Source organism: Halocatena halophila (assembly GCA_027563145.1).
In the GTDB taxonomy this organism is placed as follows: Archaea; Halobacteriota; Halobacteria; order Halobacteriales; family Haloarculaceae; genus Halocatena; species Halocatena halophila.
Genome location: CP071307.1, coordinates 734,850 through 760,347 on the forward strand (window position 1 = coordinate 734,850; position 25,498 = coordinate 760,347).

General features: G+C 56.8%; 22 protein-coding genes. 10 read left to right on the top strand and 12 right to left on the bottom strand.

Annotated features, from left to right (window positions below):
- Positions 1-47 precede the first annotated feature (47 nt).
- The 5 genes from JXQ78_RS17350 to JXQ78_RS17370 all read right to left on the bottom strand — a co-directional run bounded on the left by JXQ78_RS17350 (position 48) and on the right by JXQ78_RS17370 (position 5,236).
- On the bottom strand, positions 48-1,040 hold the full coding sequence (locus JXQ78_RS17350) for a ribonucleotide-diphosphate reductase subunit beta (protein ID WP_330633100.1): 993 nt from the start codon (positions 1,038-1,040) through the stop codon (positions 48-50).
- Between the two features lie 33 nt (positions 1,041-1,073).
- The gene (locus tag JXQ78_RS17355) at positions 1,074-3,479 is read right to left on the bottom strand and encodes a ribonucleoside-diphosphate reductase subunit alpha (RefSeq protein WP_330633101.1); all 2,406 of its coding nucleotides are present in this window, start codon (positions 3,477-3,479) and stop codon (positions 1,074-1,076) included.
- Positions 3,476-3,967, bottom strand: a complete 492-nt coding sequence (gene nrdR, locus JXQ78_RS17360) for a transcriptional regulator NrdR (RefSeq protein WP_330633102.1) — start codon at positions 3,965-3,967, stop codon at positions 3,476-3,478. Before nrdR ends, JXQ78_RS17355 begins: the two co-directional genes overlap by 4 nt.
- A 133-nt stretch (positions 3,968-4,100) precedes the next feature.
- On the bottom strand, positions 4,101-4,601 hold the full coding sequence (locus tag JXQ78_RS17365; RefSeq protein ID WP_330633103.1) for an acyl-CoA thioesterase: 501 nt from the start codon (positions 4,599-4,601) through the stop codon (positions 4,101-4,103).
- 110 nt (positions 4,602-4,711) lie between these two features.
- Positions 4,712-5,236 carry an SHOCT domain-containing protein gene (locus JXQ78_RS17370; protein ID WP_330633104.1) on the bottom strand — a complete coding sequence of 175 codons (525 nt, stop codon included), beginning with the start codon at positions 5,234-5,236 and terminating at the stop codon, positions 4,712-4,714.
- Positions 5,237-5,340: 104 nt separating this feature from the next.
- Between JXQ78_RS17370 and JXQ78_RS17375 the strand changes: the two genes are divergently transcribed.
- The 4 genes from JXQ78_RS17375 to uraH all read left to right on the top strand — a co-directional run bounded on the left by JXQ78_RS17375 (position 5,341) and on the right by uraH (position 8,411).
- Positions 5,341-5,970, top strand: coding sequence for a trimeric intracellular cation channel family protein (locus JXQ78_RS17375; RefSeq protein WP_330633105.1), 630 nt, complete (start codon positions 5,341-5,343; stop codon positions 5,968-5,970).
- Between the two features lie 452 nt (positions 5,971-6,422).
- Positions 6,423-6,926 carry a 2-oxo-4-hydroxy-4-carboxy-5-ureidoimidazoline decarboxylase gene (uraD, locus tag JXQ78_RS17380; protein ID WP_330633106.1) on the top strand — a complete coding sequence of 168 codons (504 nt, stop codon included), beginning with the start codon at positions 6,423-6,425 and terminating at the stop codon, positions 6,924-6,926.
- Between the two features lie 169 nt (positions 6,927-7,095).
- On the top strand, positions 7,096-8,061 hold the full coding sequence (gene pucL, locus JXQ78_RS17385) for a factor-independent urate hydroxylase (RefSeq protein ID WP_330633107.1): 966 nt from the start codon (positions 7,096-7,098) through the stop codon (positions 8,059-8,061).
- Complete coding sequence (gene uraH, locus JXQ78_RS17390; RefSeq protein ID WP_330633108.1) at positions 8,061-8,411, top strand: hydroxyisourate hydrolase; 351 nt, start codon at positions 8,061-8,063, stop codon at positions 8,409-8,411. The genes pucL and uraH overlap by 1 nt, the downstream gene beginning before the upstream one ends.
- Positions 8,412-8,439: 28 nt before the next feature.
- Here the strand turns inward: uraH and JXQ78_RS17395 are convergent, their stop codons facing one another.
- Entirely contained in the window at positions 8,440-9,816 is a 1,377-nt protein-coding gene (locus JXQ78_RS17395; RefSeq protein ID WP_330633109.1) for a uracil-xanthine permease family protein, read from the bottom strand.
- A 166-nt stretch (positions 9,817-9,982) separates the two neighbouring features.
- Here JXQ78_RS17395 and JXQ78_RS17400 point away from each other — a divergent pair, with 166 nt between their 5' ends.
- Together JXQ78_RS17400 and JXQ78_RS17405 are read left to right on the top strand one after the other, a co-directional pair.
- Positions 9,983-12,238 carry an NADP-dependent malic enzyme gene (locus JXQ78_RS17400; protein ID WP_330633110.1) on the top strand — a complete coding sequence of 752 codons (2,256 nt, stop codon included), beginning with the start codon at positions 9,983-9,985 and terminating at the stop codon, positions 12,236-12,238.
- A gap of 80 nt (positions 12,239-12,318) precedes the next feature.
- On the top strand, positions 12,319-13,377 hold the full coding sequence (locus tag JXQ78_RS17405; protein WP_330633111.1) for an isocitrate/isopropylmalate dehydrogenase family protein: 1,059 nt from the start codon (positions 12,319-12,321) through the stop codon (positions 13,375-13,377).
- Between the two features lies 1 nt (position 13,378).
- Here JXQ78_RS17405 and ddh read toward each other — a convergent pair whose 3' ends face one another.
- Positions 13,379-14,317: a D-2-hydroxyacid dehydrogenase gene (gene ddh, locus JXQ78_RS17410; protein ID WP_330633112.1), complete on the bottom strand. Its 939-nt coding sequence runs from the start codon at positions 14,315-14,317 to the stop codon at positions 13,379-13,381.
- Positions 14,318-14,464: 147 nt separating this feature from the next.
- Between ddh and JXQ78_RS17415 the strand changes: the two genes are divergently transcribed.
- Positions 14,465-16,063, top strand: a complete 1,599-nt coding sequence (locus JXQ78_RS17415; protein ID WP_407934090.1) for a thiamine pyrophosphate-requiring protein — start codon at positions 14,465-14,467, stop codon at positions 16,061-16,063.
- Positions 16,064-16,087: 24 nt separating this feature from the next.
- Here the strand turns inward: JXQ78_RS17415 and JXQ78_RS17420 are convergent, their stop codons facing one another.
- From JXQ78_RS17420 to aceB, 3 genes are all read right to left on the bottom strand, one after another.
- Positions 16,088-16,855 (bottom strand): IclR family transcriptional regulator, encoded by a 768-nt coding sequence (locus tag JXQ78_RS17420; RefSeq protein WP_330633114.1) that lies wholly within the window; start codon positions 16,853-16,855, stop codon positions 16,088-16,090.
- Between the two features lie 499 nt (positions 16,856-17,354).
- A complete protein-coding gene (locus tag JXQ78_RS17425; RefSeq protein ID WP_330633115.1) occupies positions 17,355-18,251 on the bottom strand; it encodes an NAD(P)-dependent oxidoreductase in 897 nt (298 codons plus the stop codon).
- A gap of 72 nt (positions 18,252-18,323) precedes the next feature.
- Positions 18,324-19,643, bottom strand: coding sequence for a malate synthase AceB (gene aceB, locus JXQ78_RS17430; protein ID WP_330633116.1), 1,320 nt, complete (start codon positions 19,641-19,643; stop codon positions 18,324-18,326).
- A 208-nt stretch (positions 19,644-19,851) separates the two neighbouring features.
- Here aceB and JXQ78_RS17435 point away from each other — a divergent pair, with 208 nt between their 5' ends.
- Positions 19,852-20,268: a DUF3830 family protein gene (locus JXQ78_RS17435; RefSeq protein WP_330633117.1), complete on the top strand. Its 417-nt coding sequence runs from the start codon at positions 19,852-19,854 to the stop codon at positions 20,266-20,268.
- A gap of 3 nt (positions 20,269-20,271) precedes the next feature.
- On the opposite strand, the gene JXQ78_RS17440 is transcribed toward JXQ78_RS17435, so the two are convergent.
- Positions 20,272-21,648 (bottom strand): dihydroorotase, encoded by a 1,377-nt coding sequence (locus tag JXQ78_RS17440; RefSeq protein ID WP_330633118.1) that lies wholly within the window; start codon positions 21,646-21,648, stop codon positions 20,272-20,274.
- A gap of 112 nt (positions 21,649-21,760) precedes the next feature.
- On the opposite strand from JXQ78_RS17440, the gene JXQ78_RS17445 reads away from it, so the two are divergent.
- Positions 21,761-22,219, top strand: coding sequence for a peroxiredoxin (locus JXQ78_RS17445; RefSeq protein WP_330633119.1), 459 nt, complete (start codon positions 21,761-21,763; stop codon positions 22,217-22,219).
- Between the two features lie 17 nt (positions 22,220-22,236).
- On the opposite strand, the gene JXQ78_RS17450 is transcribed toward JXQ78_RS17445, so the two are convergent.
- A complete protein-coding gene (locus JXQ78_RS17450) occupies positions 22,237-23,523 on the bottom strand; it encodes a Zn-dependent hydrolase (protein ID WP_330633120.1) in 1,287 nt (428 codons plus the stop codon).
- An 848-nt stretch (positions 23,524-24,371) separates the two neighbouring features.
- Between JXQ78_RS17450 and JXQ78_RS17455 the strand changes: the two genes are divergently transcribed.
- Positions 24,372-25,496, top strand: a complete 1,125-nt coding sequence (locus JXQ78_RS17455; RefSeq protein WP_330633121.1) for a heterocycloanthracin/sonorensin family bacteriocin — start codon at positions 24,372-24,374, stop codon at positions 25,494-25,496.
- Positions 25,497-25,498: the final 2 nt, after the last annotated feature.

The window sequence follows — 25,498 nt, forward strand, 5'->3', positions numbered from 1 at the left end:
GGTGCACGCTTACTAATGAATTGTTTCAAATTATTAGGTTCAAAATTTTACCAATCCAGTGAACCACCACTCTGATACTCCGTTACTTGCGTTTCGAAGAAATTTTTCTCCTTGTTGAGGTCGACCTGTTCTGACATCCAGGGGAACGGATTGTCAGTGCCGTACTGTGCCGGCAACGAGAGCTGTTCGAATCGTCGATCGGCGACGTGTTCGACGTACTCACTGAACTGCTCGGGGCCCATTCCGAGTATTTCGTCCGGACAGGCCGCACGTGCATACTGTTGTTCGAGCTCGACCGCTTCTCTGAGCAACGCGATCACTTCGTCCTCAAATGATTCCGTGAACACTCCGGGGTGTTCTGTGCGGAGTTCGTTGATGAGATCGACACCAAAGCCCACGTGAAGCGATTCATCGCGCATGATATACTCGAACTGCTGGCCGATGCCGACCATCTTTTGCTGTCGTTTCAATCCGAGCATCATCGCAAAGCCGGCATAGAAGAAGATCCCTTCCATAATGACATAAAAGCCGATGAGATCTCGGAGAAACGCCCGGAGATCGTCGTCGGTGTCGATGGTGAATCCCGGCCGGTCGATCGCCTGTGTGAGATCAACGACGAAGGCGTCTTTTTGTTCGATGGCCGGAATTGTATCGTACATTCCATAGAGATAGTCGGGATCGAAGCCAAGCGAGTCACAGCAGTAGATGAACGTATCGGTGTGAATTGCTTCTTCGTAGGCCTGTCGGAGGAGATACTGTCGACACTCCGGAGCGGTGACGTACTCGTACAGAGCAAGCACGATGTTGTTTGCCGTTAGCGATTCGGCGGTGGAGAAAAATCCCAGATTCCACTCGACGAGCTGGCGTTCTGGTTGGGTGAGCCCGTCGCCGTTCCACTGGGTGATGTCGTCTTGCATGGGTATCTCTTCTGGAACCCAGTTGTTGTTCACGCCCGCCCGGTAGTATTCGCGGGCCCAGTCGTACTCGATCGGCAGTATCTTGTTCGGATCGTGTTCGGCGTCGTGGTCGATGAGTGCCATAGCTGTCTGTTGGATTGTGTTGTTGTGAATGCGCTACTGACAGGCCTCGCAGGTCGGATCTTCGACAGTGCAAAGCTCGTCGTCTTCGGTGACCCCGTTGCTCCCATCACGGTGCTGAGTCTTTCCGTATTCAGCCATATCGAGCGTCGATTTCTCGATCTGTGAGGCACCAAGTGTGCGGAGATAGTAGGTGGTTTTCAACCCGAGCTCCCAGGCCGTCCGGTAGACGTCGTCGAGCAACGAGCCGTCGGTCGAGGGGAAAAACACGGTGTGTGAAACCGACTGATCGATCCACGTCTGTCGGTGTGCAGTCAATCGCAACTGGTGTCGAGGATCGATCTCGAATGCGGTGCGATAGCGCTCTTTGAGCGATTCGGGGATCGCGTCGATCTCCTGAATCGATCCGTCGTGGAACTTGATGCGATCGAGCATCTCCTCGTCCCAGAGATCACGCGCTTTGAGATCCTCGATCAGTGCTTCGTTTACGATGGTGAACTCTCCAGACATGTTGGATTTCACATAGAGGTTCGAGTAGATCGGCTCGATCGATGGTGTCGTCCCGTTGATCGTCGATATCGTTGCTGTCGGTGCAATAGCCATCGTGTTGGAGTTGCGCATGCCGTGTGCTTCGATCCGTTCGCGAACGGGCTCCCAGTCGAGCGCAGGCTCGCGGTCGGTCGGGATCGACGCGCCACGTTCGTCCTCGAGCAGGTCAACCGTGTCCTGGGGCAACAGGTCACGGTCCCATTTCGAACCGTCAAACGAGGGGTATGCACCTCGCTCTGCGGCAAGTTTTGATGAATTGTAGATAGCGTGATACGATACGAACTCCTGCCAGCGATTGGCTTTTTCGACGGCCGCCTCGCTGTTCAGCGGTATCTCGAGTTCCATCAGTGCCTCGTGGAACCCCATCGTTCCCAGCCCAACGGGTCGGTGACGACGGTTCGAGGTGGCTGCCTGCTCCGTCGGGTAGAAACAGAGATCGACGACGTTGTCAAGCATCCGCATTGCGGTTTCGATAGTCGATTCCAGATGGTCGGTGTCCAGTTCGCCGTCCTCGATATGCGTAACGTAGTTGATTGAGCCGAGATTGCAGACGGCGGTCTCTTCTTCGCTCGTGTTCAGGGTGATCTCCGTGCAGAGATTCGAGGAGTGGACGGTGCCGGCGTGGTCCTGGGGCGAGCGGACGTTCGATGGCGTCTTGAACGTCACCCACGGATGGCCGGTTTCGAACAGTCGGGTGAGTAGCTGACGCCAGAGTGTCGATGCCTCGACGCGCTCGAACTGTCGGAGCTCGCCGGCGTCGGCCTTCATTTCGTACTCCTGATAGCGGGCCTCGAACGCCGATCCTGTGAGGTGATGTAGATCGTCGACCTCGTCCGGACTGAACAGCGTCCACTGTTCGTCATTTTCGACTCGTTTCATGAACAGATCCGGAATCCAGGCAGCCGTGTTCATATCCGGGGTGCGTCGACGTTCGTCGCCGGTGTTTCGCTTGAGATCCAAAAACGCCTGGAAATCGAGGTGCCAGCACTCGAGATACGCACATGCGGCTCCCCGACGCTTGCCGGATCTGTTGATCGCGGCTGTTACGTCGTTGCTGATCCGCAAGAACGGAACGATCCCAGTCGATTCGACGCCGGTCGATTCGATGAGTGATCCTGCTGCCCGCAGATTCGTCCAGTCGTTACCGAGTCCGCCGCTGTATTTCGAGAGCTGTGCGTGCTGTTTGTAGGCGTCGAAGATGTCGCCGAGATCGTCTTCTACCGTCGTGAGATAACACGAGGAGAGCTGCGGACGGGTGGTTGCGCTGTGAAACAGGGTGGGCGTCGAGGGCGTGAACTCGAGCTTCGAGAGCACGTCGTAGAACTCTAAGGCTCGGGTGGTGGGTTCGTCCTCTTCGAGCGCTAGCCCCATCGCCACTCGCATCCAAAACGCCTGTGGGAGCTCAAGTGGTTCGCCACCCTCCTCTACCCGGAGGAAATAGCGCTGCGTGAGCGTCGACATTGCCATATGGTCGAACACATTGTCGCGGTCGATTTCGAGAGACGCTGCCAGTTCGTGCAGATCGAACCGTTCGAGCAGGCGCTCATCGAGCAGGTCGGCGTCAATGGCTCGCTCTACGTTCGCGACAAACGTCGCCCGGTACGCCTCCTCGAAATCCGCCCCCTCTGGCAACGATCCAATGACCCGCCGATAGTAGCGCTCTCTGTACACTGCTCCAGCGAGCTTGCTGTACTGTGGGTCGCGCTCAATGCGTTCGGTAAGCGTCTGAATGATTGCCTGATAGCGTTCGTCGGTTGAAGCTCCCGCGTAGCTCTCGCGCCGGATTCGTTCGCAGAGTTCGTCGCGTTCTGTGTCGGAGATTGTGGCGTCACTGTCCGCACAGGCTCGTTCTAAAATTGATTCGATCTCGGTGGTGGTTATTTCCTGAGTCATGGTGAGTTTCGGTCATCGTCTGCCTGCCACACCGTTTCGTCGTCGAGCACTGCCTGGAGTTCACTGAGGAACTCCACCGGATCGGCGAACTTCTCGTAGACGGAGACGAACCGGATGTACGCCACACGGTCCAGCTCGTACAGTTGATCTGCAACGTGCGCGCCGATCGTGTCGGTTGAGACGACGCGAGCTCCGTCTTCGGTCAGCGACGCTTCGAGTTCGTCGATCAACTGGCTGATCGTTGGGGATGCTATCGATCGCTTCTCGGTGGCCCGCTCGATTCCAGTGCGGACTTTCTCGCGCTGAAACGGCTCGATCGTCCCGTCTCGTTTTCGTACCTGGAGGGCGTCCCACTCGGGATACTCGTAGGTGGTGAACCTAAACGAACAGGCCGTACATTCACGGCGCCGACGGACGGTCGTCCCGTCGGACGTGCTCGTCGTCGAGACGACTCGAGTCCGTTCGTGTGTACAGTCCGGGCAGTGCATATGTGATACTCGACGGCGCGCACGACCCCTACATATCGGGGGTCGCTGGGACAGCCGATAGCTGTGCAGGGGAACGGTGACACCTTAAGCCTTCTCCAATTGAGTTGCAATAGTACAAGTAAGTTTGTTTTAGTTATTCACTCTCGGTATCTTCGCGATCACGCCTGTTCGAACGCCGTCGATCGAGTGCTTCCTGGCGGAGGTCCTCTTGTGCTTCTGTGGGACACTCCAGGGCTGGAACCGGCTGTGCGTTTTCGGCCCCGTCGAGTGCCACGAAGGTAAAAAACGAGCGTGCAGCTTGTTCGGTTGTGGCGCTTGCTGGACGTTCGACCGAAACGGTCACCGTCACGTCCAGGCTGGTTCGACCGGTGTCGAACACGTAGCCAGTGATCGTGACGATATCACCGAGTTCGATGGGTGCGATAAAATCAACGTGATCCATCGAGGCGGTCACGACCTGTGCCCGGGCGAACCGTCGCCCAGAAATCGCACCACAGATATCCATCCAGTGCAACACGGCCCCACCGAGCGCACGACCGAGATTGTTCGTCTCGTTGGGCATCAGTATCTCGCTCATTTCCGTGTACGACGCCGAAAGCGTCGATGTCGCTCGCTGTTGCTGTTCGACCGGCATACTTGAGGTTACGACCAGTGTACTTTAAACTCCATCTATTTTGGACTATATCAAGTCAGGTTGATCTCGGTGCAGCAGACTGTTCTCACGGTGTAAACAGTATGAACTGTTTAGCGGCGGGTTTCGATCGTCTCCTGTCGTGTGCGTGTTGCCGTCGTATCGTCGATCCGTTCGCTATCGACGAGCTGGTTCACTTTCTGCTCGAACTCCGCTTCGGTGATCTCGTCGTTCACGTACTGTTGTTTGAGCTCTGCGATCGCTTGTTCGGTTCGTTCTTCGGGTGTTGGCTGTGGTGGCCGGAGGAGATCGGCGAGTCCGAGCGATCGGATCGTACTGTTGTGTGATTCGGCGAAATCGAACAGCGTGGCCAGTCGTTCGCTCTTTGGGAGCGAGGCCATCTTCACGATCGACCACAGCAATCCGACGGCCGAGAGTCCGAATATGACGAACAACACGCCGAATCCGAAAATCGCAGGTGGGGCAATATCAACGAGCGTCTCCACGATTGGCGCGCCGTTTGCGATGCTCAATCCGACCATTAGTGCCAGATAGCCACCGACCGCGAGCAAGAGCCCGCCAGATACCACGACGCCGACCAGCGAGGTCCACAGCAGCGTCTTGTTTTTGATACCCATTGTTGGTGTGGTTGTACGGACCGAACTGTTGTATAACCGACGACCGGAATCGTTCTCAGTCCGGATCAACGGGGCTATCACACCGGCTCTATCACCTCCGAATGATGATCCTCAATCCGGTGTTCGAGGTGGTGAACGCGATCGGATTAGTTGCGTTTGCACTCGTCGGTGCAAGCAAGGCAGTGCGTGAGGAGTTCGACCTCTTTGGAGTGCTTATCGTTGGGCTGCTCACCGCGTTCGGTGGGGGTACTACGCGAGACCTTCTCGTCGATCGAATGCCGCTTGTGCTCCAGACACATTGGAACGTGCTGTTTGGCGTCAGTGGCGTCGTGCTGGCGATTGGGCTTCTGTATGCGATCGACGTTCCCGACGAACATCACATCACTGTCGGTGCAGACGCCGCCGGATTGGCTGCATTTGCCACGACCGGGGCAATTGTTGCGAGTGAGGCGGGCGTATCGGCGTTCGGTGTGGTAACAATTGCGACAATCAATGCGGTGGGTGGGGGTGTGCTCGCTGATATTTGTCTCGACCGACAACCGTTCATACTGTTCCAAGACTTTTATGCGAGTTGTGCGGTACTCGGCGGTATTAGCTTCTGGATCGTGTCGGGATTCACCGCCAGTACGACCGTTCCAGCCGCAGTCTGTGCCGGGACTACTGTATTTGTTCGATTCGTTGCGATTGGGCGTAACTGGCGGCTACCAGCTGTCTCTGGACTCGTTGTTGACTGACTGGTGGATATCAAATGCTTTGATCTGTGGAGGCAAGCTCCTATCGGAGCTATCCGCTTTCGGCACTGTTGATGGAGATAAAAAATTATATTATTCGGTCGAATATGAGCGCTGCTCTCCGTGGGTCAGAGAGATGCTGAAGGCTGGGATGACAGCTGTACATCTGTCATGGTCTCTGTCGTAACCCTCAATTTCCAATAGTGATGGCATCGTTTCGCATTTCGAAAGTCCCTCACCTACTCGGTTCGCTGCTGGCACCCTGTGGATCTGGACGGAATTTTGCTAACCCATCCGTGAATAACAACCGATCTGGGGATGTACTGAATGATCTTCCAAACATTTGCTGTGTTCGTGCTTTCGTGTGCGCAACCATCCATTCACACCGCCAGGGATGTGGATAATTTTGTAAGAATGCGAACTTTTTTCTGTAAGGAATGGTGTTGTCACATCGAATGGTTGAGTGTACCCTCGAACAGTGCAATCGGATGGATGCAGAAATGTTTGTTGAGGAATTTGGAGACGTGTATGAATCATCGCCGTGGGTTGCAGAGCGAGTAGTCGGAGAACGACCGTTCGAGTCTGCCTCTGCACTTCGCCAGGCGATGCAGTCAGTGGTTGACTCGGCATCAACCGATCGACAACGCGAACTACTGCGTGCCCATCCGGATCTCGGTGCGCAGACCGAAATGACCGACGCATCCGTGGCAGAACAAGAATCGGCTGGCCTCGATCAACTCTCTAAAGCGCAGTACGAACGGTTTCAGCGACTCAATGACCGGTATCGCAATCGATTCGGTTTTCCATTTATCATGGCCGTGCGGGATGCCGACCCAGATACGATAGAGAGCGCTATGGCCGACCGCGTCGAAAACGATCCAACGGAGGAGTTCCAGACCGCACTGGAGCAGGTCCACACGATCGCAAAACTCCGGCTCGAAACTGGCATAACCGAGTAACGCCACACGATCCGTTGTGGCTGTCATTGATAGCGGTAAAAATCACCAATGATGACAATCCTTATAACATTCCACGAAGCAATGAGGAACGGATGGAATCGATAGCGCAACCAGCCGATAGTGTATGGCAGACGAACAGTCGAGGCTCGCTCCGCGGGGTGTGTGACCGATGAGCCAGCCGACGCCCCCACACGACGGCGGAGATCGAACGATGACGTACGGCAAAGAGAAAGTGGCGGTCTATCGGACGTATGCGACGCCGCTGACGGGAATTCGAGAAATTCCCGAGTCGTCGTTCGACGGCCGAAACAACACCCTGTTCGGACTGGATGTTCGTGTTCAGCTAGAGGGCGAGGAGTTTTTGCCCTCGTTCAGTGAAGGCGACAACAGCAAGGTCGTTGCGACGGATTCGATGAAAAACTTCGTCCTCCACCACGCTGGTGAGTACACTGGCGCAACAGTGGAGGGATTCTGTTCGTTCATCGGCACGGAGTTCTTAGAGACGTACGGACACGTCGATGCGATCGAGGTTTCTGCAACGGAGTTCCCATTCGATGAGCGAGAGGTTCCGACCGAGGATGGTTTCGAACCGAGCGAACTCGTATTCCGTGTTTCCGACGACGAGTCGGGCTACGGCCAGATTCGGCTCGACCGCGGGGATGACGGTCCCACCATCGTTGAGCAGACCAGCGGTGTCACTGGCCTCGAACTGGTCAAGGTGTCCGGGAGCTCGTTCACCGAGTACGTCCAGGACGAGTACACGACGCTGCCCGAGCGCGAAGATCGGACGCTGTACATCTCGCTCGACATCTTCTGGACGTACGAGGACGAGTCCGAGGCACTCGGAGAATCCCCACGACAGTACGTTCCTGCAGAGCAGGTTCGGGACATCGCCCACGTGGTGTTCGATGAGTGTAACTCCAATTCGATTCAGGATCTGCTCTACCAGATCGGCCAGCGGGTTCTCGAGCGCTTCGACCAGCTTGAGTCCGTGAGCTTCGAGGCGAACAACCGGACGTGGCTGGCCGAACGGGACGACCTGGAGGGCAACGCGCGCGTGCTCAAAGAGCCACCACGCCCGACCGGATTCCAGCAGTTCTCAATGACTCACGATGACCTATCGGACGACGAATAATGAGCGGTGATCTAACGACACACGTGCTCGATACGGGTCGTGAAGGCCCAGCCGCTGGCGTCACGATCACGCTCCAGCGACTCGAGGAAGACGGCCAACCCGAAACGATCACCACCGCCGTCACCAACGACGACGGTCGTGTGGATTCTCCCCTGCTCGAAGGGGATGCAATGGTCGCCGGACAGTATCAGTTGCTGTTCGAGGTCGGCCCGTACTACCGTGAACAACAAAACGAGTCGTCGTTCCTGGAGACAGTTCCGGTCAGATTCGTCATCGACGCGCCAGACGAATCGTATCACGTACCGCTGTTATTGTCTCCGGGTGGCTACACCACGTATCGGGGAAGCTAAGGAACCGAACCGCGTTTTTTTGGATCGATCAGTCGTCGTCAGTAGCGACCGTTCCGTCCTGCATCGTGGCCTCCGAGGGTGACCCTTCATCCTCAGGAATGAGCAGGTTGAGAACCAACACGGCCAGTCCACCAGTGACGACGCCCGACCCAAAGAACGTTCGAACCATCTGCGGGAAGTTCGCGAGCAGCTCCGGCCGAAACGTCACACCGAGTCCGAGCGCCATTGAAACAGCCAGTATCGTCAACGAGCGGTTCGTCAGTGGAACTTCCCGGTCGATGATCTGTAGCCCGCTCGTGAAGATCATTGCAAACAGGATCGTCGCGCCCCCACCGAGTACTGGCGCGGGCATGGTCGTCACGAGCGCGCTAACCTTCGGAACGAACCCGGCAATGAGAAGTATGCTCCCGGCGATGCCAACCACGTGTCGGCTAGCGACGCCAGTAAAGCTGATGAGCCCAACGTTCTGTGCGAACGATGTGTTCGGAAATGCCCCGAACAGCGCGGCGATCGCACTCATTGCACCGTCTGCGAAGACGCCGCCACGGAGCTCGCTCGTTTCTGCCGATCGGCCCGTCGTCGCGATCGTCGCGGAGATATTTCCGACGGTCTCCATCGAGACGATCAGATAGACCGCGGCGATCGCGAGAATGGCATCAAGATGGAACTCCAGTCCGAACTGCATCGGAACCGGAATGGCGATCCAACCGGCGTTGGCGACCGGTGCGAAATCGACGATTCCAAAGGAAAGCGCCATCACATAGCCGATCAGAATGCCAAAGAAGACGCTTGCTATCCGCAGGATGCCACGGAAGAACTGGTTTAACACCAGCGTCACGAGAAACACGGTCCCCGAAATTGTGAGTGCCGTCATCGATGCGTAGTTGCTCACGGTTGCAGGCCCCCCCGAAGCTCCTGCGGCGTAGTCGATCCCCGTTGGGATGAGCGTGAGCCCGATCAGCATCACGACGACGCCGTTGACGAGCGGTGGAAACAGCACCTCAAACCGCTCGTAGGTGGCGCCGATGGTGAGCTGTACGACCGATCCAGCAAGTGCTGCACCAAGGATGGCAGCGAGTCCGTACTGGTTACCAATCACCGTCAGCGTTCCCAGAAACGCAAAACTCGTTCCCATCATGATCGGTACCTTGCCACCGATCGGTCCGATTGGATACACCTGTACTAGCGTTGCTGCCCCGGCAATTATCAGTGCAATCTGGACAAGAAACGTTGTGTCGCCGTCTGATAGACCAAGTGTCGTGGCCAGTATCAACGGAACTGCAACGTTGCCCAGGATCATCGAGAGTACGTGCTGGAAACCAAGCGCCAGCGACTCTCCGATCGGTGGTTTGTCCTCAATATCGTAAACCACCTCGGTCTCAGCTGCGTGTTCGCTCTGTGTCATGCGAAACCTACGCAAGTTCTCTCTTACTATCAAATAAATATATTTTAATTTACTTTACCTATAATAAGGGAAATTAATCATCGACTGGGATCGTTCGGTGTTGATTGGCCACTCGTAGGGTGTTATTCGGACATACTTTTTTGGTGATTGCTTCCTATCGGAGTCCATGGGACTCGAAGAGGAGTCACTCGACTATCACAGTCAGGAACCGGCCGGAAAGTTGGCGATTTCGTCGACGAAATCGACGAGCACACAGCACGATCTGAGTCTGGCGTATTCGCCAGGCGTCGCCGCGCCGTGTCGCAAAATCGCAGCGGACGAACGGGAAGCCTACCAGTACACTGCCAAGGGGAATCTGGTTGGGGTCGTCTCGAACGGCTCTGCCGTGCTCGGGCTGGGTGATATCGGCGCGCAGGCCTCGAAACCCGTGATGGAGGGCAAGGGCGTGCTGTTCAAGCGCTTTGCCGACATCGACGTGTTCGACATCGAGCTGTCAGAGACCGACGTTGGGGCGTTCGTTGACGCCGTCGCGGCCATGGAGCCCACCTTCGGTGGCATTAACCTAGAAGATATCACTGCTCCAGCATGCTTCGAGATTGAACGCCAACTCCGCGAGCGAATGGATATCCCCGTGTTCCACGACGACCAGCACGGCACCGCCATCATCACTGGTGCAGCGCTGTTGAATGCGTCTGACCTGGTTGAAAAGGAGCTTTCGGAGCTCGAAATCGTCATCTCTGGCGCTGGAGCGAGCGCCATCTCGACCGCTCGATTCTACGTCTCGCTGGGTGTCCGTCCCGAGAACGTCACGATGTGCGATTCGACGGGAATCATCACCACCGATCGCGTCGAGCGCGAGGATCTCAACCCATACAAACGCGAGTTTGCGCGCGACATTCCGGGTGGCGATCTCTCGACGGCTATGGAGGGCAAAGACGTTTTCGTCGGGCTGTCTGTTGGTGGCATTGTCAGTCCCGACATGGTTCGATCGATGGCTTCGGATCCAATCATCTTCGCGATGGCGAATCCGGATCCGGAGATCAGCTATGAGAGCGCGAAAGCTGCCCGCGACGATACCGTCATCATGGCAACGGGCCGCTCGGATTATCCAAATCAGGTGAACAACGTGCTTGGCTTTCCGTTCATCTTCCGTGGGGCACTCGACGTGCGGGCCACCGAAATCAACGAATCGATGAAGGTCGCCGCGGCGCGAGCGCTCGCTGCGCTTGCCCGCGAGGACGTTCCCGATGCGGTGGTGAAGGCCTACGGCGACGAACCGCTCCAGTTCGGGCCAGAGTATATCATCCCCAAACCACTGGACACGCGGGTGTTGTTCGAGGTGTCGGCGGCCGTTGGAGCCGCTGCAATAGAGAGCGGCGTGGCGGGAACCTCGGTGTCAGAGTCCACATACCGGGAGCGCCTCGAGGCACGGCTCGGGAAATCCCGCGAACTAATGCGGGTGGTTCACAACAAGGCCAGGCTCGATCCACAGCGTGTGGTGTTCACAGAGGGTGACGACGAGACGATCATTCGAGCGGCGTATCAGCTCGCCGATCGTGAGATTGCGACCCCGGTGTTGATCGGTGACCGACCGACGATTCGGTCGAAGTCATCCACACTGGGGCTGTCGTTCGAGCCAGAGATCATCGACCCGACGACGGATGAACTCTCTCCGTACGCTGATCGGCTGTTCGAACTCCGCAAACGGAACGGAATGACACGCACTATCGCTCGTGAGACAATCCAGACACCGAGCTATCTGGGGAGTGTGCTGGTCGAACTCGGCGACGCGGATGCAATGCTGACCGGATTACGACACGATTATCCCTCTGCGTTGCGCCCGCCGCTCCAGATCGTCGGCACTGCTGCGGATGCTAACTACGCTGCAGGGGTCTACATGCTCACATTCGATGATCGCGTTGTTTTCTGTGCGGACGCGACCGTCAATCAGGACCCATCCGCTGAAGTGCTCGCGGAGGTGACCAACCACACTGCAGCGCTCGCTCGGCGGTTTGATATCGAACCCCGGGCCGCACTGCTGTCGTACTCTGATTTCGGTAGCGTCGATTCGCCCGATACTGACGTGCCACGGCGTGCCACGCGGACCCTCCGCGAAGACCCAACCGTTGATTACCAGGTTGATGGTGAGCTGCAGGCTGACACCGCCGTCGTTGAGGAGTTGCTGACCGAGACGTACGCGTTTAGCGAACTCGACGCGCCCGCGAACGTACTGGTGTTTCCGAACCTCGCTGCGGGTAACATCAGCTACAAACTGTTACAACGGCTGGGCGGAGCCGAAGCGATCGGTCCGATGCTCGTTGGGATGGACAAACCGGTGCACGTGCTCCAGCGCGGTGATGAAGTCAAAGACGTGGTCAATCTTGCGAGCGTTGCGGTGGTAGACGCACAATCATCTGACTGATTGGGCGCACAAGAGCGACGCCGCAGTTGTCGATTGCTCCGACCGTCAGTTTTTTACAATAATCAAAGTATTGCATAGCTATGGATACGTACGACGTAGCCATCATTCCAGGTGACGGTATCGGCCCAGCAGTTACCGAGGCGGCGCTGTCGGTACTCGACCATCTCGGCGAGATGCATGGCTTTGCGTTAGAGCGATCGACCTACGACTGGGGAACCGAGCGCTATCTCGAGACGGGCTCGATGATGCCCGATGACGGTCTTGAGCGGCTCGAATCGACCGACGCCATCTTTCTGGGGGCAGTGGGCCACCCAGATGTGCCCGATCACGTGACGCTTAATGGCCTGTTATTGCCGATCCGCAAGGGATTCGATCAGTACGTCTGCAAACGGCCGAACGTCCTCTACGAGGGCATTGAGAGCCCACTGCGAGGATACTCGAACGGCGACATCGATCTGGTTGTCTATCGGGAGAACACCGAGGGTGAGTATGCCAACATCGGTGGGCGTGAACATCGTGGATTCGATCACGAAGTTGCCGTACAATCTGCGGTGTTCACGCGGTCTGGCACCGAACGGATCGTGCGACGTGCGTTCGAGGCCGCCGATCGACGAGATGGGCGACTCACTTCGATCACCAAATCGAACGCGCAGGCCCACTCGATGGTGTTCTGGGACGATGTCGTCGACGAGGTGAGCGAGGAGTTTGCCAACGTGGCTGTCGATCGGTTGCTCGTCGATCGAGCGTCGATGGATCTCGTCCGTCGGCCAGAGTCGTTCGACGTGCTCGTGGCGTCGAATCTGTTCGGCGACATCATCACCGACATTGCCGGCATCGTGACCGGAAGTCTTGGGCTGGCCCCGTCGGGGAACATCAATCCAGACGGCACCTATCCGTCGATGTACGAGCCCGTACACGGAAGTGCATACGATATCGTCGGCGAGAACTGTGCCAATCCGCTCGCGTCCGTGCTGACCGGTGCCATGCTCCTCGACGATCTCGTGGGCGGTGCTGTCGGTGAGACACTCAGAGACGGCGTCGAATCGCTACTGGCGGATCCAAATGCACCCAAAACGCCTGATCTTGGTGGTAGTGCCAGCACTGACGACGTGGTTGCTGCGCTGATCGATCGTCTCTGAATCAGACCACGCGGTTTTTCAGCACTTCTCCCGATTGATATCGTCGAACGTTCTCCGAGACCAGCCCCGCGATATCGAGATGGTATCGATTCGTGGCCGAGCCCCGGTGAGGCGAGATGATCACCTCGTCCATCTCCCACAGCGGCGAGGACGACGGGAGCGGTTCCGTTTCGAACACGTCGAGTGCTGCCCCCGCTATCGATCCAGTTTCAAGGGCATCGATCAGCTGGAGCTCGTCAACGACCGGGCCACGCGCAACGTTGATGAGATAGCCATTGGATTGCATCGCCTCGAACTCGGCTGCTCCGAACAGCCCGTTCGTAGCCGGCGTGTGTGGGACTGCAATGGCGACAAACCGGGCGTCTGCGATCGCTTCGTGGAGTTCGTCGGGATGATACACTGCCGAGACTCCTGGCACTGACGCGTTGGACCGACGGACGCCAACCACGTCCATCCCGAGTGCATTTGCCCGCGTCGCAATTCCTTTCCCGAGCGTCCCAAGTCCGACCACACACAACCGCTCATTCTCGACCGTGAAGGGGCGTTCGTACGGCGGATCATACCAGTTGCCGTCTCCCTGGTGGTCTCGATACGTATGCAACAGCCGAGCGAACGAGAGCATATATCCCACGGCAAGCTCACCGACCGTCGTTCCGTGGATTCCGGTGCTGTTAGTCAGTCGCGTCCCGGCGCGTTCGTACTCGTTCGTGTCGAATGCGTCGTACCCGGCGCGGATGACATGGACCCAGGAGGCATCGAGAAACGACGACCGTGGCTCGAACGATGCGATGGCGTCGGTTCGATCGAACGTTTCATCGTCATCGACCAGGTGAACCGGCAGCGATAGATCGTCGAAAGCGGCGTAGAACCCCTCTGTAGGAATTTTGTTCCCAACTGATTCGTGAATACAGAGCCGTTCGAGTGGCGTACGGTCTGTCATGTGGTATCACGATGGAAAACGAAAGCCTCCTATTTGTTTCTATCGGTGGATTTATGAGTATAAACGATGAAGGATGTCGGATGAGGGATAGTTTTATTATGACGCCATATAGTCACATAGATGGCCATCGAGAGATGGCGGACTACCATGAACGTCACCGAGTCACTCGTTGCGGTTCTGGAAGCTGAGGGTGTAGAGTACTGCGTTGGGTTTCCGAGCAACCCGTTGTTCGATACAGGAAAAGCGGAGGAGGCCGGCATTCGGACGATTATCACCAGACAGGAGCGGACGGCACTTCACATGGCCGACGGCATCGGTCGCGTGAGTTCGGGCGAGGAGATCGCTGCATTTGCGTGTCAACACGGACCAGGAACCGAGAATTCGATTGGGGGTGTCGCACAGGCCTACGCGGAATCTGCGCCGCTGGTTGCGATCCCCGCTGGCTACGACCGGTCGGGAACTGACGTCGATCCACGGTTCAACTCGTTTCTCACCTACCAGCCGGTGAGCAAAACGTGTGAGCAACTGACAGACCCGGACGCGGTCGATGAGACGATGCGTCGCGCGTTCAACGCGGCTCGCAACGGACGTCCCCGTCCGTCCGTCGTTGAGGTTCCAAAGGACGTGTTCGGTGAGGAGGTGTCGTCGTTCGATTATACGCCTACAGAGGCTACCAGTCCCGGTCCCGATCCAGATGGCATCGAAGCAATCGCCGACGTGTTGCTCACGGCGGACAATCCAGTGCTATACGCCGGCCAGGGCGTCCACTACGCCCAGGCGTGGGAACCGCTCCGGAAACTTGCCGAAACGCTCGAGGCTCCCGTTGGGACGAGTCTCAACGGCAAGAGCGCGTTCCCAGAAGACCATCCGCTGGCGCTGGGTGCCGGCTCGAAGAGCGAACCCGCAGCCCTCCATCAGTTCATCCAGGAGGCGGACGTGATCTTCGGCGTGGGGTGTAGCTTCACGGACACGGCCTACGGCATCACCGTTCCGCCTGAAAAGACGGTCATTCACTCGACGCTGGATGCTGGTGATATCGATAAGGACGTCGTCTCGGAGTACTCGCTCGTCGGCGACGCCAAACTCACCCTTTCGTCGCTGGTGTCTGCGGTTCAGGCCCGCGTCGATGGGCCACGTGGCCGGCGAGACGACGTGGCAGCCAAGATCAACGCAATCACGGAGTCGTGGCTCGAAGAGTGGCGTCCGAAGCTGACCTCGGATGCGATGCCAATCAATCCGTATCGGGTTGTTAACGAACTCGACAACGTGCTTGATAAAGAAAGCAGCATCGTGACCCACGACGCTGGCAACGCGCGTGATTTCATGGCACCGTTTTACGAGGCGACGGAGCCGCTCTCGTACGTTGGCTGGGGGAAAACCACGCAGCTTGGCTACGGGCTCGGGCTAATGATGGGTGCAAAACTCGTCCACCCTGAGAAAACCTGTGTCCACATCATGGGCGATGGTGCCATCGGTATGACCGGAATGGACTTTGAGACTGCTGCTCGTGAAGAGATCCCAATCATTGAAATCGTGTTGAACAACTTCGAGATGGCGTCGTACGACACGCCGTTCTCCGGTCATTACGCCGATTTCGCCGAATCGCTAGGTGGCTATGGCGAACGCATCGAGCGTCCCGAGAACATTGCCGACGCTATCGAACGCGGTGTCGAACGCACGAAAAGCGGCACTCCAGTGTTGCTTGAGTTCCTCACCGCCAAGGAGACCGATAAATCGATCTTCTAAGAAAGCAGTCGGAGACAGAGAGTATCAGTCGTAGGCAACGTTTAGCTCGATCACGTTCCGGGCGTTGAGTAATAGCTCCGGAAGCTCGGTTTCTAGGGTCTCGGCTTTCACTCGAGACTGGGGCCCAGAGATGCTGATTGCACCGAGTGCACCCCCGTCTGGCGTCGTAATCGGTGTGGCAACACAGCAGAGTCCTTCGAGGCGTTCTTCGCGGTCGATCGCAAAGCCACGTTCTCGTATCGTCTCGAACTCTGCGTATAGCGTCTCGCGGTCGGTGATCGTGTGTGGCGTCTTCTGTGGGAGGCCATGGCGGTCGATGATCTGATCGACCGTTTCCGTGTCGTACTGGGCGAGGATCGCCTTTCCCATCGCGGTGGTGTGCAGATACACCTCTCGACCAGCGTGAGTGTCGAGATTAACCGCCCGACTGCTGTCCGCACGATAGAGAAATACGCCGCGACCGTGCTCTTCGACCATGAGATTTGCCATTTCTCCGGATGATTCTGCCAGCTGTTGAATCTCGGGCTTTGCCGTCTCGTAGATCGGCTGCTGTCGACGCGCACCGACGCCGAGTGCGAGAAACCGGAGTCCGATCGTGTACGTGCCAGTTTCATCGTGCACGACGTATCGTTCGGCCTCGAGCGTCCGCAGATGTTTATAAACGGTGCTTTTCGACATTGCCAGTGCGTCTGCGATCTCTGATATCCCTGCGCCCCCGCTGTCGTGGAGATATTCGAGGATTCGAAATGACTTGGTGGTTGTCTTCACCATGCGTTCGTCATCTGAGGCCATGAGTGTATCATATACAAACAACTCTGTCACACTATAAAGTAGTTGGTTTCCGATGACCAATCATCTCCGCGTTTACAAGCCCGTCGTGAGTAACGAGAGTGGTCCGTCTGGCTTGTGGCCGAACTCACCGAACGTTTCTCACACTTTTGAACAGTCCGATTTTCGGATGCTGTCGATACCACTGGGAGCTACTCGTCTAGATATCACCCGATTCACTCGTTTGATCACGATCGAATTTACCGATCTATCAGGACAGATGACACCGGTAGTGCTGTCGCAGGGGAGTGGGCTATTACAACTGTAATGCTGTCATTGCGAACGAGACGTTTCGTATATCGAACGAACCGATCGTACAAGATTGCGCAACGAATTTCCGGTCTGTTCGACTGTCTGTGGCCGTATCGGTCGTCTATCGGTGAATATCAGCGTAGACAGTGCCGAACGGTGGATTGAGAATAACGCAACTTCGTTATTCGTGCGCGTTGGTTCGCACTGGAACCTACTCGTCGATGCGTGCGGTTTCGCCGGCCAGATCTTCGATGATCTGCATCACTCCGGAGTTGTCATCACGTCCTCGGCCGGTCGTCTCCATGCTCTTATACAGCTCGTGGGCGATCTGCGTCTGTGGCATCGGGACACCGAAGTCCTCGCCGGCGTCGGTCGCGATGCGAAGATCTTTGTACTGATACGAGGCGAAAAAGCCGGGATCGAACGATCCCCGGATCATCTCCTCGGCCCGATTATCGAGCGTCCAGCAGCCTGCTGCACCGCCGCTGATCGCATCAACAACCGCCTGCAAGTCCGCCCCGGCCTTTTCTGCGAACACGAGTGCCTCACTCACGCCCACCATCTGTGCTGAGACCACGATCTGGTTGCAGGCCTTTGTCGTCTGTCCCGCGCCGTTTGGCCCACAGTGGGTGATTGTCTCGCCCATCGCCTCGAACACGTCGCGGTGTTCGTCGAACACCGACTCTTCTCCACCGACCATGATCGAGAGCGTGCCTTCGATTGCGCCGGACTCGCCGCCGCTGATCGGCGCATCGAGCATCGCGCCGCCGGCGTCGTCGATCTCGGTGGCCAGCTCCTCGGTCACGGTCGGCGAGATCGTCGACATGTCGATGACCGTCGTCCCCTCGGTCAGTCCATCGAGAACACCATCCTCTCCCCGAATGATCGATTCGACGACTGGCGTGTCTGGAAGACACGTAATTACGGTGTCGGCGTCGCTCGCGACGGTTCGTGGATCGGTTCCGTCCGTGCCACCGTACTCGAGCAGAGCTTCGACGGGTTCTGACGACCGGTTGTGACCGATTACGTCGTAGCCAGCGTCGAGCAGATTTTTCGCCATTGGGAGGCCCATGATGCCGAGTCCGATGAATCCAATCGTTCGTCCCATTGTGATAGCCAAGGCGGGTGCCCACAGCAAAAATGTATCGACCCAAACACCGCCCATGACGAGCGGCGAGCGTCAGTTGCCCACGTCAGTCGCGCGTTTGACCACGTCCGCACCGTATTGCTCAACCAGGGCGTCGTGCTGGTCCGGCCGGTTGGCATACACGTCCTGGAACAGCCGAACCGGCGTCATTGCGGCCTGGTAGGTCGCTTCGTCCCACATGCGTTCGGCACTGAGATCGACCGCCACATCGTCGATGACGACCGTCGCGGACCGTTCCATCGCGATCGCACCTGTACCAGCGTCTCTTGCCGCCTCGAACTGTTCCATCGAATCCACGATGTCGTTCAGGCTCGGCACGTACGCCGTGAGATCGAGCAGGTTGTCCGTGAGCTCGTCTTCATCGAGCAACTGACTGTCGCCGTTCACGGTAAGCTCATAGCCATCACTCGTTTCGGTGAGTTCCAGGGCGTCTCCGTCGTAGTGCTGGACGCCGTCACGCTCGGTGAGTGATTCTGCGTTTTCACCGACCGTCACCAGCCACTCTCCGCGCTCTGGCGGCAGTGGGTTTTTGTTCGCAGCCACCACCTGTCCGGGAGTCAACGACCAGATACCGAGCATTCCCTTTGCCTGGTTGGCCTCGATCCGTTCGTTGTAGCCGGCTTCATCACGGATGTCGTCGTACGGACCGTCAACGGCGATACAGCCCGCGGCGCTCGCCGCTCGAGAGGTGTTGTGTCGCAGTTCAGGCCAGGGCGGCAACTCGCCTGTCGGCGTCATCGCCCGCATGTCTTTCGTGTAATCGACCTCACCGTCAACGAGCAAGAAGAGCCGTTCGAGATTGTTGGTGGGTTTTCCCATCTCAGAGCGGAGTTCACCCATTGCAAGCTCTGCTGCGCCGCTTTCGATGATCACCGACATGGCCAGCGACCCAGATGCCAGTCCGTGTTCGTCCTCGATGATAGTGATGAACTCATCAGCCTTTTTCCAGTCGTCGATCCCGCCAACCTCCGGGATCACGAAGCCATCGATGTGTTCGACAGCATCGGCGTCGGGATCGGCAATCCGGAGCATCTGCTCGAAGCCAGCGTTGCGGGTTGACGGACTGTCGCGGTGCCAGACGACGCGGGGATGGATTTCGCCCGGGAAGGATGCACCGTTCTCTGCGACCACCTCGATGATGTTCTCGACGCCTTCATCGCGCATTGATGGCGCGGTCGCATCCTCGTTGTCGGGCACCCAGACGTCCGGCGCTTGCATTCCGCGAAGCGTTGACGCGCTGCGTAGCATTTTCGCCGAGTCTTCTTCGCCCTCGACTGCCGTGGGCGAGGTGAAGAACGTCCGCACGAACTTTCGGTCGTGTAATCGCGTATCGAGTCTCTGTGACTCACTCATGATTGGTCACCTCGGTCCACACTGTACGACTGATATCGAACAGAGTTGTTGGTACCATGTGTCACCAGTATACTGGTTGGACGGCCCACTTTAAATTTCTGTTTACACAACCGCTCGCTTCGGTGGGGTTCGTGTTTTGCAGAGTCATCAACTATCAAGTCTTTGTTTAATCCTAACGTTTACAAGGAGTGCGACCACTCGAACGGATATGGGTCGACTACAACTCGAAATAGCTGATAGAACGTTCACTGCCGAGCTTCACGAAGACGCTGCCCCGGTATCGATCGAGACCGTCCGTGAGTTTTTGCCGCTCGAATCGGAGCTCATGCACGTCCGCTGGAGTGGACACGCGACGTGGGTCAATATCGATGAGATCGAACTTCCCGAGGTACCACGAGAGAACCACACAGTGTATCCCTCCTTTGGAGAGATCCTGTTCTATCCGGGCTACCGTAACGAACAGGAGATCCTCATTCCGTGTGGATCGACGTGTTTCAAAAGCCCGGCCGGTGAACTCGCCGGCAACCACATTGCGACGCTGGATGCATCGAAGGCAGAACTCAGAGAAATGGAACAAGAGACGCTCAAAACTGGAGCAAAGCCGATCCGCGTAACCGAGCTGTGAGCGTTATGGCTCCCACGTCGGTCGATCGCGCTTGAGGAACTGTCCCGCGTTACTGGTAACGATTTCGCCGTTTTCTGCGACGACCGTCCCTCTGAGAAGCGTCGTTTGTACGCGACCGGTGACGGTCCGGCCGTCGTAGAGAGAATAGTCGGCGAGTGAGGCGTTATCTGTGGCGTCGATCGTGTGTGTCTCGTTCGGGTCGAACACCACGATGTCGGCGTCGGTGCCGGGTTCGAGCGTTCCTTTCTGTGAAAGCCCAAACGTTCGCGCTGGATTGGTGCACATCGTCCGAACCAAAAACGGATAGGAGAGGTCTCGTCGGTTGACCGCCTCGTCGTGAAACACGGTGAGACTTCGCTGGAGGCCGTTTGCGCCAAACGGATCTTCCCACCACTCCGTCCGTTCCTTTCGTTCACGGAGCTGGGCGACGTGGTCCGTCGAGACGACCTTCAGGACGCCTCCCGTGAGTTGATCGAACAACTCGTCGATATCCTTGTTCGTTCGCAACGGCGGCGTTAGCTTCGCCAGGTTGCCTCGTTCTGCGTGTGTCGATCTTGTGAGTGTGGTGTGATGGACGCACGCCTCGGCGCGGATCTGGCTGCCGTCTTCGTGATAGCGCGCGAGTGCGTTTGCAGCACTTCCGGCGGCGGTGTGAAAGCCGTAGTACTTTGCGCCGGTTGCTTTCGCGAGTCTGGCGTAGTCGTCGGCTGCCATTGCCTCGGCGTAGCCAGGGCGGGCGTCGGCGAGCCGTTCCGGGTCGGTTTCTCCCCCTTCGCGAAGTCGTTCAGTCAGCGCCCGACAGACGCTGTCGTCTTCGGTGTGGCCCACGGCAACGCCGTCCTCGTTGGCCACCGCCTCGAACACCCGACGAGCGTACCCGTTTGAGAGCCCGAAATCGTACGTACTGTACAGCTTGAACGATGTGATGCCATTTTCAACCAGTGCTGGAATTTCTGAAAACAGCGCTTCACTCTCGCGAAGGATCCCGCCGTGGAGGCTGAAATCGATCGCCGCGTTCGCTCCCTTCTTTTTCTTTCGTTCGATCCCCTCGGTGAGTGATCCCGGTTTCTCCCAGGGACTGGACGGTCCACTGTATGCCTGCCAGCCAAAATCGATCACCGTCGTTACGCCACCCAGGGCGGCTGCTTTCGTTGCTGTCTCGTAGGTGTCGATCGAGACGTGATCGTCGATGTGGACGTGTGGATCGACGACGCCCGGAAACACCAGACAGTCGCTGGCATCGATCGTTCGCTCGGCGTCAGGAAGGGTCCGTTCGTCGCCAATGGCGACAATCTGTCCGTCATCGATCGCAACACCGCCGTCTATCATCCCTGTCGGAGTGACGAGCGTCCCGTTCGCTATCGTGGTAGCTACCACCATTGCATCGCGGTTCACGCCACCACGGCTTAACTGTTGGGTGAAATTAATGATTGGTGTGGCACGTGGATCAGACGCCCAAAGGATTAAGCGCCCATCGGTCCAGTTTTCGACTATGGTTACACGTGGAGAACCAGCACCAGCGTTCGAACTGTCGAATCAGGACGGCGACGCGGTTTCCCTGTCATCGTTCGGCGGAGCCCCGCTCGTTCTGTACTTCTATCCGCGGGCATCGACGCCCGGATGTACGGTTGAGGCAAACGAGTTTGCATCCGCGTATGAACAGTTGTCCGATCTGGGTGTGTCGGTCGTGGGCGTATCGACGGATTCCCCCGATGCGCTCGCGTCGTTCGCAGACGAGCAGTCGATTCCGTTCGATCTGCTCAGTGATCCCGATGGTACCACCGCCAGACGATACGATTCGCTGTCCGACGGCGATGGCGCGCCAACCGCCGAACGAAATACGTTCCTCATCGGTCCGGACGGCAGTATCGAGCGAATTTTCCGGTCGGTATCGCCGGAGGGACACGCCACAGAAATCACCGACGCGATCGAGTCGCTGGCGAAACCCTGATCGAAAATTCGCTCGTGTTACTCGGATAGTCCACCGGCTAGTCGGGCAATCCCACCGGTCAACACGCGCGTAGTCGCCGTGGCGTCGCTCCAGTCGGTCCACTCCCGTGGACTGTGTGAGATTCCATCGCGCGAGGGGGCAAATATCATCCCGGCGTCGGTAACCGTCCCAACGTGCATCGTGTCGTGGCCGGCACCGGAGTGCAGTTTCAGGGTGTCGATGTCACCAGCGGCTGCAGCAGCGGACAGTGCGTTCTGACATCGGTCGTCCATTTCGATCGGGTCGATGTTGTAGGGCCGTTCGAACTCGGTTTCGACCCCTCGCTCGGCTTCGAGTCTGTCGAGGGTCGTCCTAACCCGGTCGATGACGGTCTCTATCGTTTCCGTCTGAACGTCTCGAACGTCGAGTCCGAGCGTGACGGTCCCCGGAACGACGTTGACCGCGTTCGGACTGAGAGACAATGATCCGACAGTTCCAACGAGCGACTCGCTCGTGTGCTCGACGAGCTCCTCCGACGTGGCTTCGACCGTCAGCACGAGTTCGCTTGCTGCGGCGAGTGCGTCGGTTCGGTCGTTCATGGCAGTGGATCCCGAGTGGTTCGCTTCACCGGTGATTTCGATCGAGCAGCGGACTGTTCCCGTAATCGCGGTGACGATACCGGCGGCTTTCCCCGCCGATTCGAGCCGTTCACCCTGTTCGACGTGTAGTTCGAGCCAACTGTCCCACGATCGTGCATCGATTTGGTCGGTTCCGCTGGCGTCGATTGCCGTCAATGCGTCTTCGAGGGTCGTTCCGTCCTCGTCTTTGAGCGCGAGTGCGGATTCGACCGACCGTTTCCTGCAGGCTACTGATGAGCCAAGCACTCCATCTGCGAAGCGTCCACCCTCCTCTTCGGTGAAACAGACCACTTCCACTGGCCGTTCGAGGTCGATCTCTGCGTCCTGGAGCGCTCGTACAGCCTCGAGTGCGCCGTAGACACCAAGCACGCCATCGAAGATCCCGCCTTCAGGCACCGAGTCGAGATGGCTTCCCGTCGCGACCGGTGCACGAGAGGATTGTGATGTCGTGGGATCGTAGCGGCCCGCGATGTTTCCAACCGGATCAATGCGGATCTCTAGGCCGGCATCGGTCATTCGTTCGATCAGATACTCCCTTGCCGCTCGGTTGGCCGGCGTCCCCGTTAACACTGTCCGCCCTTCGCCCTTATCAACCGGAATCGATCCGAACGACGCGTTCGTTTCGATGTCGGCCTGCAGTCGGTCACCATCAACACTCCGGACTATCGACTGGCTATCGATCGACATGCTGTTGTATAACATCGTTCAATTGGTAAGAATATACCGGTGGGTGTAATCAAATTTATATCAGGTGGTTGATGGCAATGCACGATGCTAGTCTGGTTCAAAGATATTATATTACATACTTTATAGTATAGAATATATTAAGATGGCGGATTTGTTATGAATGATGGGGCAATAAAAATAATTGGATAAGTTGGACTTCCTTGGCTGGGAGGTCAGATAGAATCTCCTGTTAATAGCAGATACAGATGCTATTATACTGGTCTGGCTCGATGGATTATCCTGTCCTCGCTACTGATGTACGAAATAATATAGTGGCCTATTCTTATTATTCGTTATCAATAAGACTGTTATTTGTCGTTAGAGGCTCAACCGAACGTTTCTCGATGATCTCAGCTGTGATCTTCACAATTTATATTATATTTGTTTACGCGCGCACGCTAATCTCTGCCCTGATTCCGACCGATTGTTCGACGAAGATGATGGCCTATGGGTCGTGACGGGATAAATACTTGACCGAATATTCTGGAAAATAGGTATATTATATGAATATAATATATTATATTATTATATTCTATGAAGGAATTTATTAGATATAACTGCCCAGTCATTATCTGTGCTGGTACTAGATCCACATAAATAAGTGTAATAAATTATTCACTCGGATTCAGTTATGTAGTATACAGTGTTGTATTGCTCATTTTTCGCCGTTTTAAATATAATGGTGAGCGTATGTATTTCTGCATTACGTCTGTGTACTGTCCTCAAACCAGTGACAACTGTGAGATATTCACAGATACGATTACAATCAAAATATTTAATAGATGGCCATTGTTGTACCTGGTAACAACATGGCAGACGAAACTCGCAAGGGCGGCTCATCCGGATCGAGTCGTCGTGGATTTTTGAAGGCGACCAGTGCGATGGCCGTCGGTGCGTCTGCGTTGGCGACAGCTCCTGAACGAATTCAGGCACAGACGCAGGTTTCGCAGATCAACGAGACCGTCGATACGCTCAACGGAGAGTATACAACGCTTGATTCGAAGTCGCTGGTAAATCACATTGAGACAGTTTCGCGTGAGTCCGTGCTTGGTCTGCAGTCACAGATCACCTCCGCAACACACACGGAGCTGATGAATCTTCTCACCACTGCCGATCGGATGGATCTGCTCTCCGAGATCCAGGGTGCACAGAGCGCAGAAGCTCTCGATGCAACGTTGCAGAACATCGAGGGCTCACACGCGGAGGTAGAACAGGCAGCGTCGATACTGCGATCGACGAACGAGGCAATTCGTCAGATCTACGAGATCGCTGCGATCAACGACCTGGACTGTCCAGTTCCGGACGACAGCGGTTGTTCTGGCTGTAAAGGCTGTTCACAGTGTTCTGGCTGTTCTGGCTGTGCGGGGCCTTCCTGTGACGGTTGTTCTGGGTGTGGCAACTGCAGTGGATGTGCGGGGTGTGAGTCTCCTTCGAACGGATCTGGCGATAGCTCAACCGGGACGGACGAATCTGGTGATTCGACGGGAACGGACGACTCAACGGAGACGGAAGTTGAGACCGACACCGAGGAGCCCGAAGATTCGACGGGAACGGATGATTCGACGGAGACGGAAGTTGAGACCGACACCGGGAAGTCAGAAGATTCGACGGGAGCAGATGATTCGACGGAGACGGAAGTTGAGACCGATACCGAGGAGTCCGAGGGTTCGACCGGATCGACTGACTCCAACCCATCCACGGGAACGGATCAATCGAACGGATCAGATGGCACGGCTGAGGATTGTGTGACCGACACTGGCGTTTCCGGCAACTCGAACGATGGGTCGACCTCATCCGGTGGGAACACGGGCACAACTGGATCCAGTGGCGGAAGTAGTTCGACGGGCACTACTGATTCCACTGGGACCACCGGTTCAGGCGGCTCGAACGGCGGCTTCCAGTTTGGCGACGAGGAGAAAACACCGTCTTGCTGACG

Bases quoted from the DNA above. Each gene is read 5' to 3' on its own strand.
- JXQ78_RS17350 (WP_330633100.1), bottom strand. From the start codon at position 1,040: ATGGCACTCATCGACCACGACGCCGAACACGATCCGAACAAGATACTG.
- JXQ78_RS17355 (WP_330633101.1), bottom strand. From the start codon at position 3,479: ATGACTCAGGAAATAACCACCACCGAGATCGAATCAATTTTAGAACGA.
- nrdR (WP_330633102.1), bottom strand. From the start codon at position 3,967: ATGCACTGCCCGGACTGTACACACGAACGGACTCGAGTCGTCTCGACG.
- JXQ78_RS17365 (WP_330633103.1), bottom strand. From the start codon at position 4,601: ATGCCGGTCGAACAGCAACAGCGAGCGACATCGACGCTTTCGGCGTCG.
- JXQ78_RS17370 (WP_330633104.1), bottom strand. From the start codon at position 5,236: ATGGGTATCAAAAACAAGACGCTGCTGTGGACCTCGCTGGTCGGCGTC.
- JXQ78_RS17375 (WP_330633105.1), top strand. From the start codon at position 5,341: ATGATCCTCAATCCGGTGTTCGAGGTGGTGAACGCGATCGGATTAGTT.
- uraD (WP_330633106.1), top strand. From the start codon at position 6,423: ATGGTTGAGTGTACCCTCGAACAGTGCAATCGGATGGATGCAGAAATG.
- pucL (WP_330633107.1), top strand. From the start codon at position 7,096: ATGAGCCAGCCGACGCCCCCACACGACGGCGGAGATCGAACGATGACG.
- uraH (WP_330633108.1), top strand. From the start codon at position 8,061: ATGAGCGGTGATCTAACGACACACGTGCTCGATACGGGTCGTGAAGGC.
- JXQ78_RS17395 (WP_330633109.1), bottom strand. From the start codon at position 9,816: ATGACACAGAGCGAACACGCAGCTGAGACCGAGGTGGTTTACGATATT.
- JXQ78_RS17400 (WP_330633110.1), top strand. From the start codon at position 9,983: ATGGGACTCGAAGAGGAGTCACTCGACTATCACAGTCAGGAACCGGCC.
- JXQ78_RS17405 (WP_330633111.1), top strand. From the start codon at position 12,319: ATGGATACGTACGACGTAGCCATCATTCCAGGTGACGGTATCGGCCCA.
- ddh (WP_330633112.1), bottom strand. From the start codon at position 14,317: ATGACAGACCGTACGCCACTCGAACGGCTCTGTATTCACGAATCAGTT.
- JXQ78_RS17415 (WP_407934090.1), top strand. From the start codon at position 14,465: ATGAACGTCACCGAGTCACTCGTTGCGGTTCTGGAAGCTGAGGGTGTA.
- JXQ78_RS17420 (WP_330633114.1), bottom strand. From the start codon at position 16,855: ATGGCCTCAGATGACGAACGCATGGTGAAGACAACCACCAAGTCATTT.
- JXQ78_RS17425 (WP_330633115.1), bottom strand. From the start codon at position 18,251: ATGGGACGAACGATTGGATTCATCGGACTCGGCATCATGGGCCTCCCA.
- aceB (WP_330633116.1), bottom strand. From the start codon at position 19,643: ATGAGTGAGTCACAGAGACTCGATACGCGATTACACGACCGAAAGTTC.
- JXQ78_RS17435 (WP_330633117.1), top strand. From the start codon at position 19,852: ATGGGTCGACTACAACTCGAAATAGCTGATAGAACGTTCACTGCCGAG.
- JXQ78_RS17440 (WP_330633118.1), bottom strand. From the start codon at position 21,648: ATGGTGGTAGCTACCACGATAGCGAACGGGACGCTCGTCACTCCGACA.
- JXQ78_RS17445 (WP_330633119.1), top strand. From the start codon at position 21,761: ATGGTTACACGTGGAGAACCAGCACCAGCGTTCGAACTGTCGAATCAG.
- JXQ78_RS17450 (WP_330633120.1), bottom strand. From the start codon at position 23,523: ATGTCGATCGATAGCCAGTCGATAGTCCGGAGTGTTGATGGTGACCGA.
- JXQ78_RS17455 (WP_330633121.1), top strand. From the start codon at position 24,372: ATGGCAGACGAAACTCGCAAGGGCGGCTCATCCGGATCGAGTCGTCGT.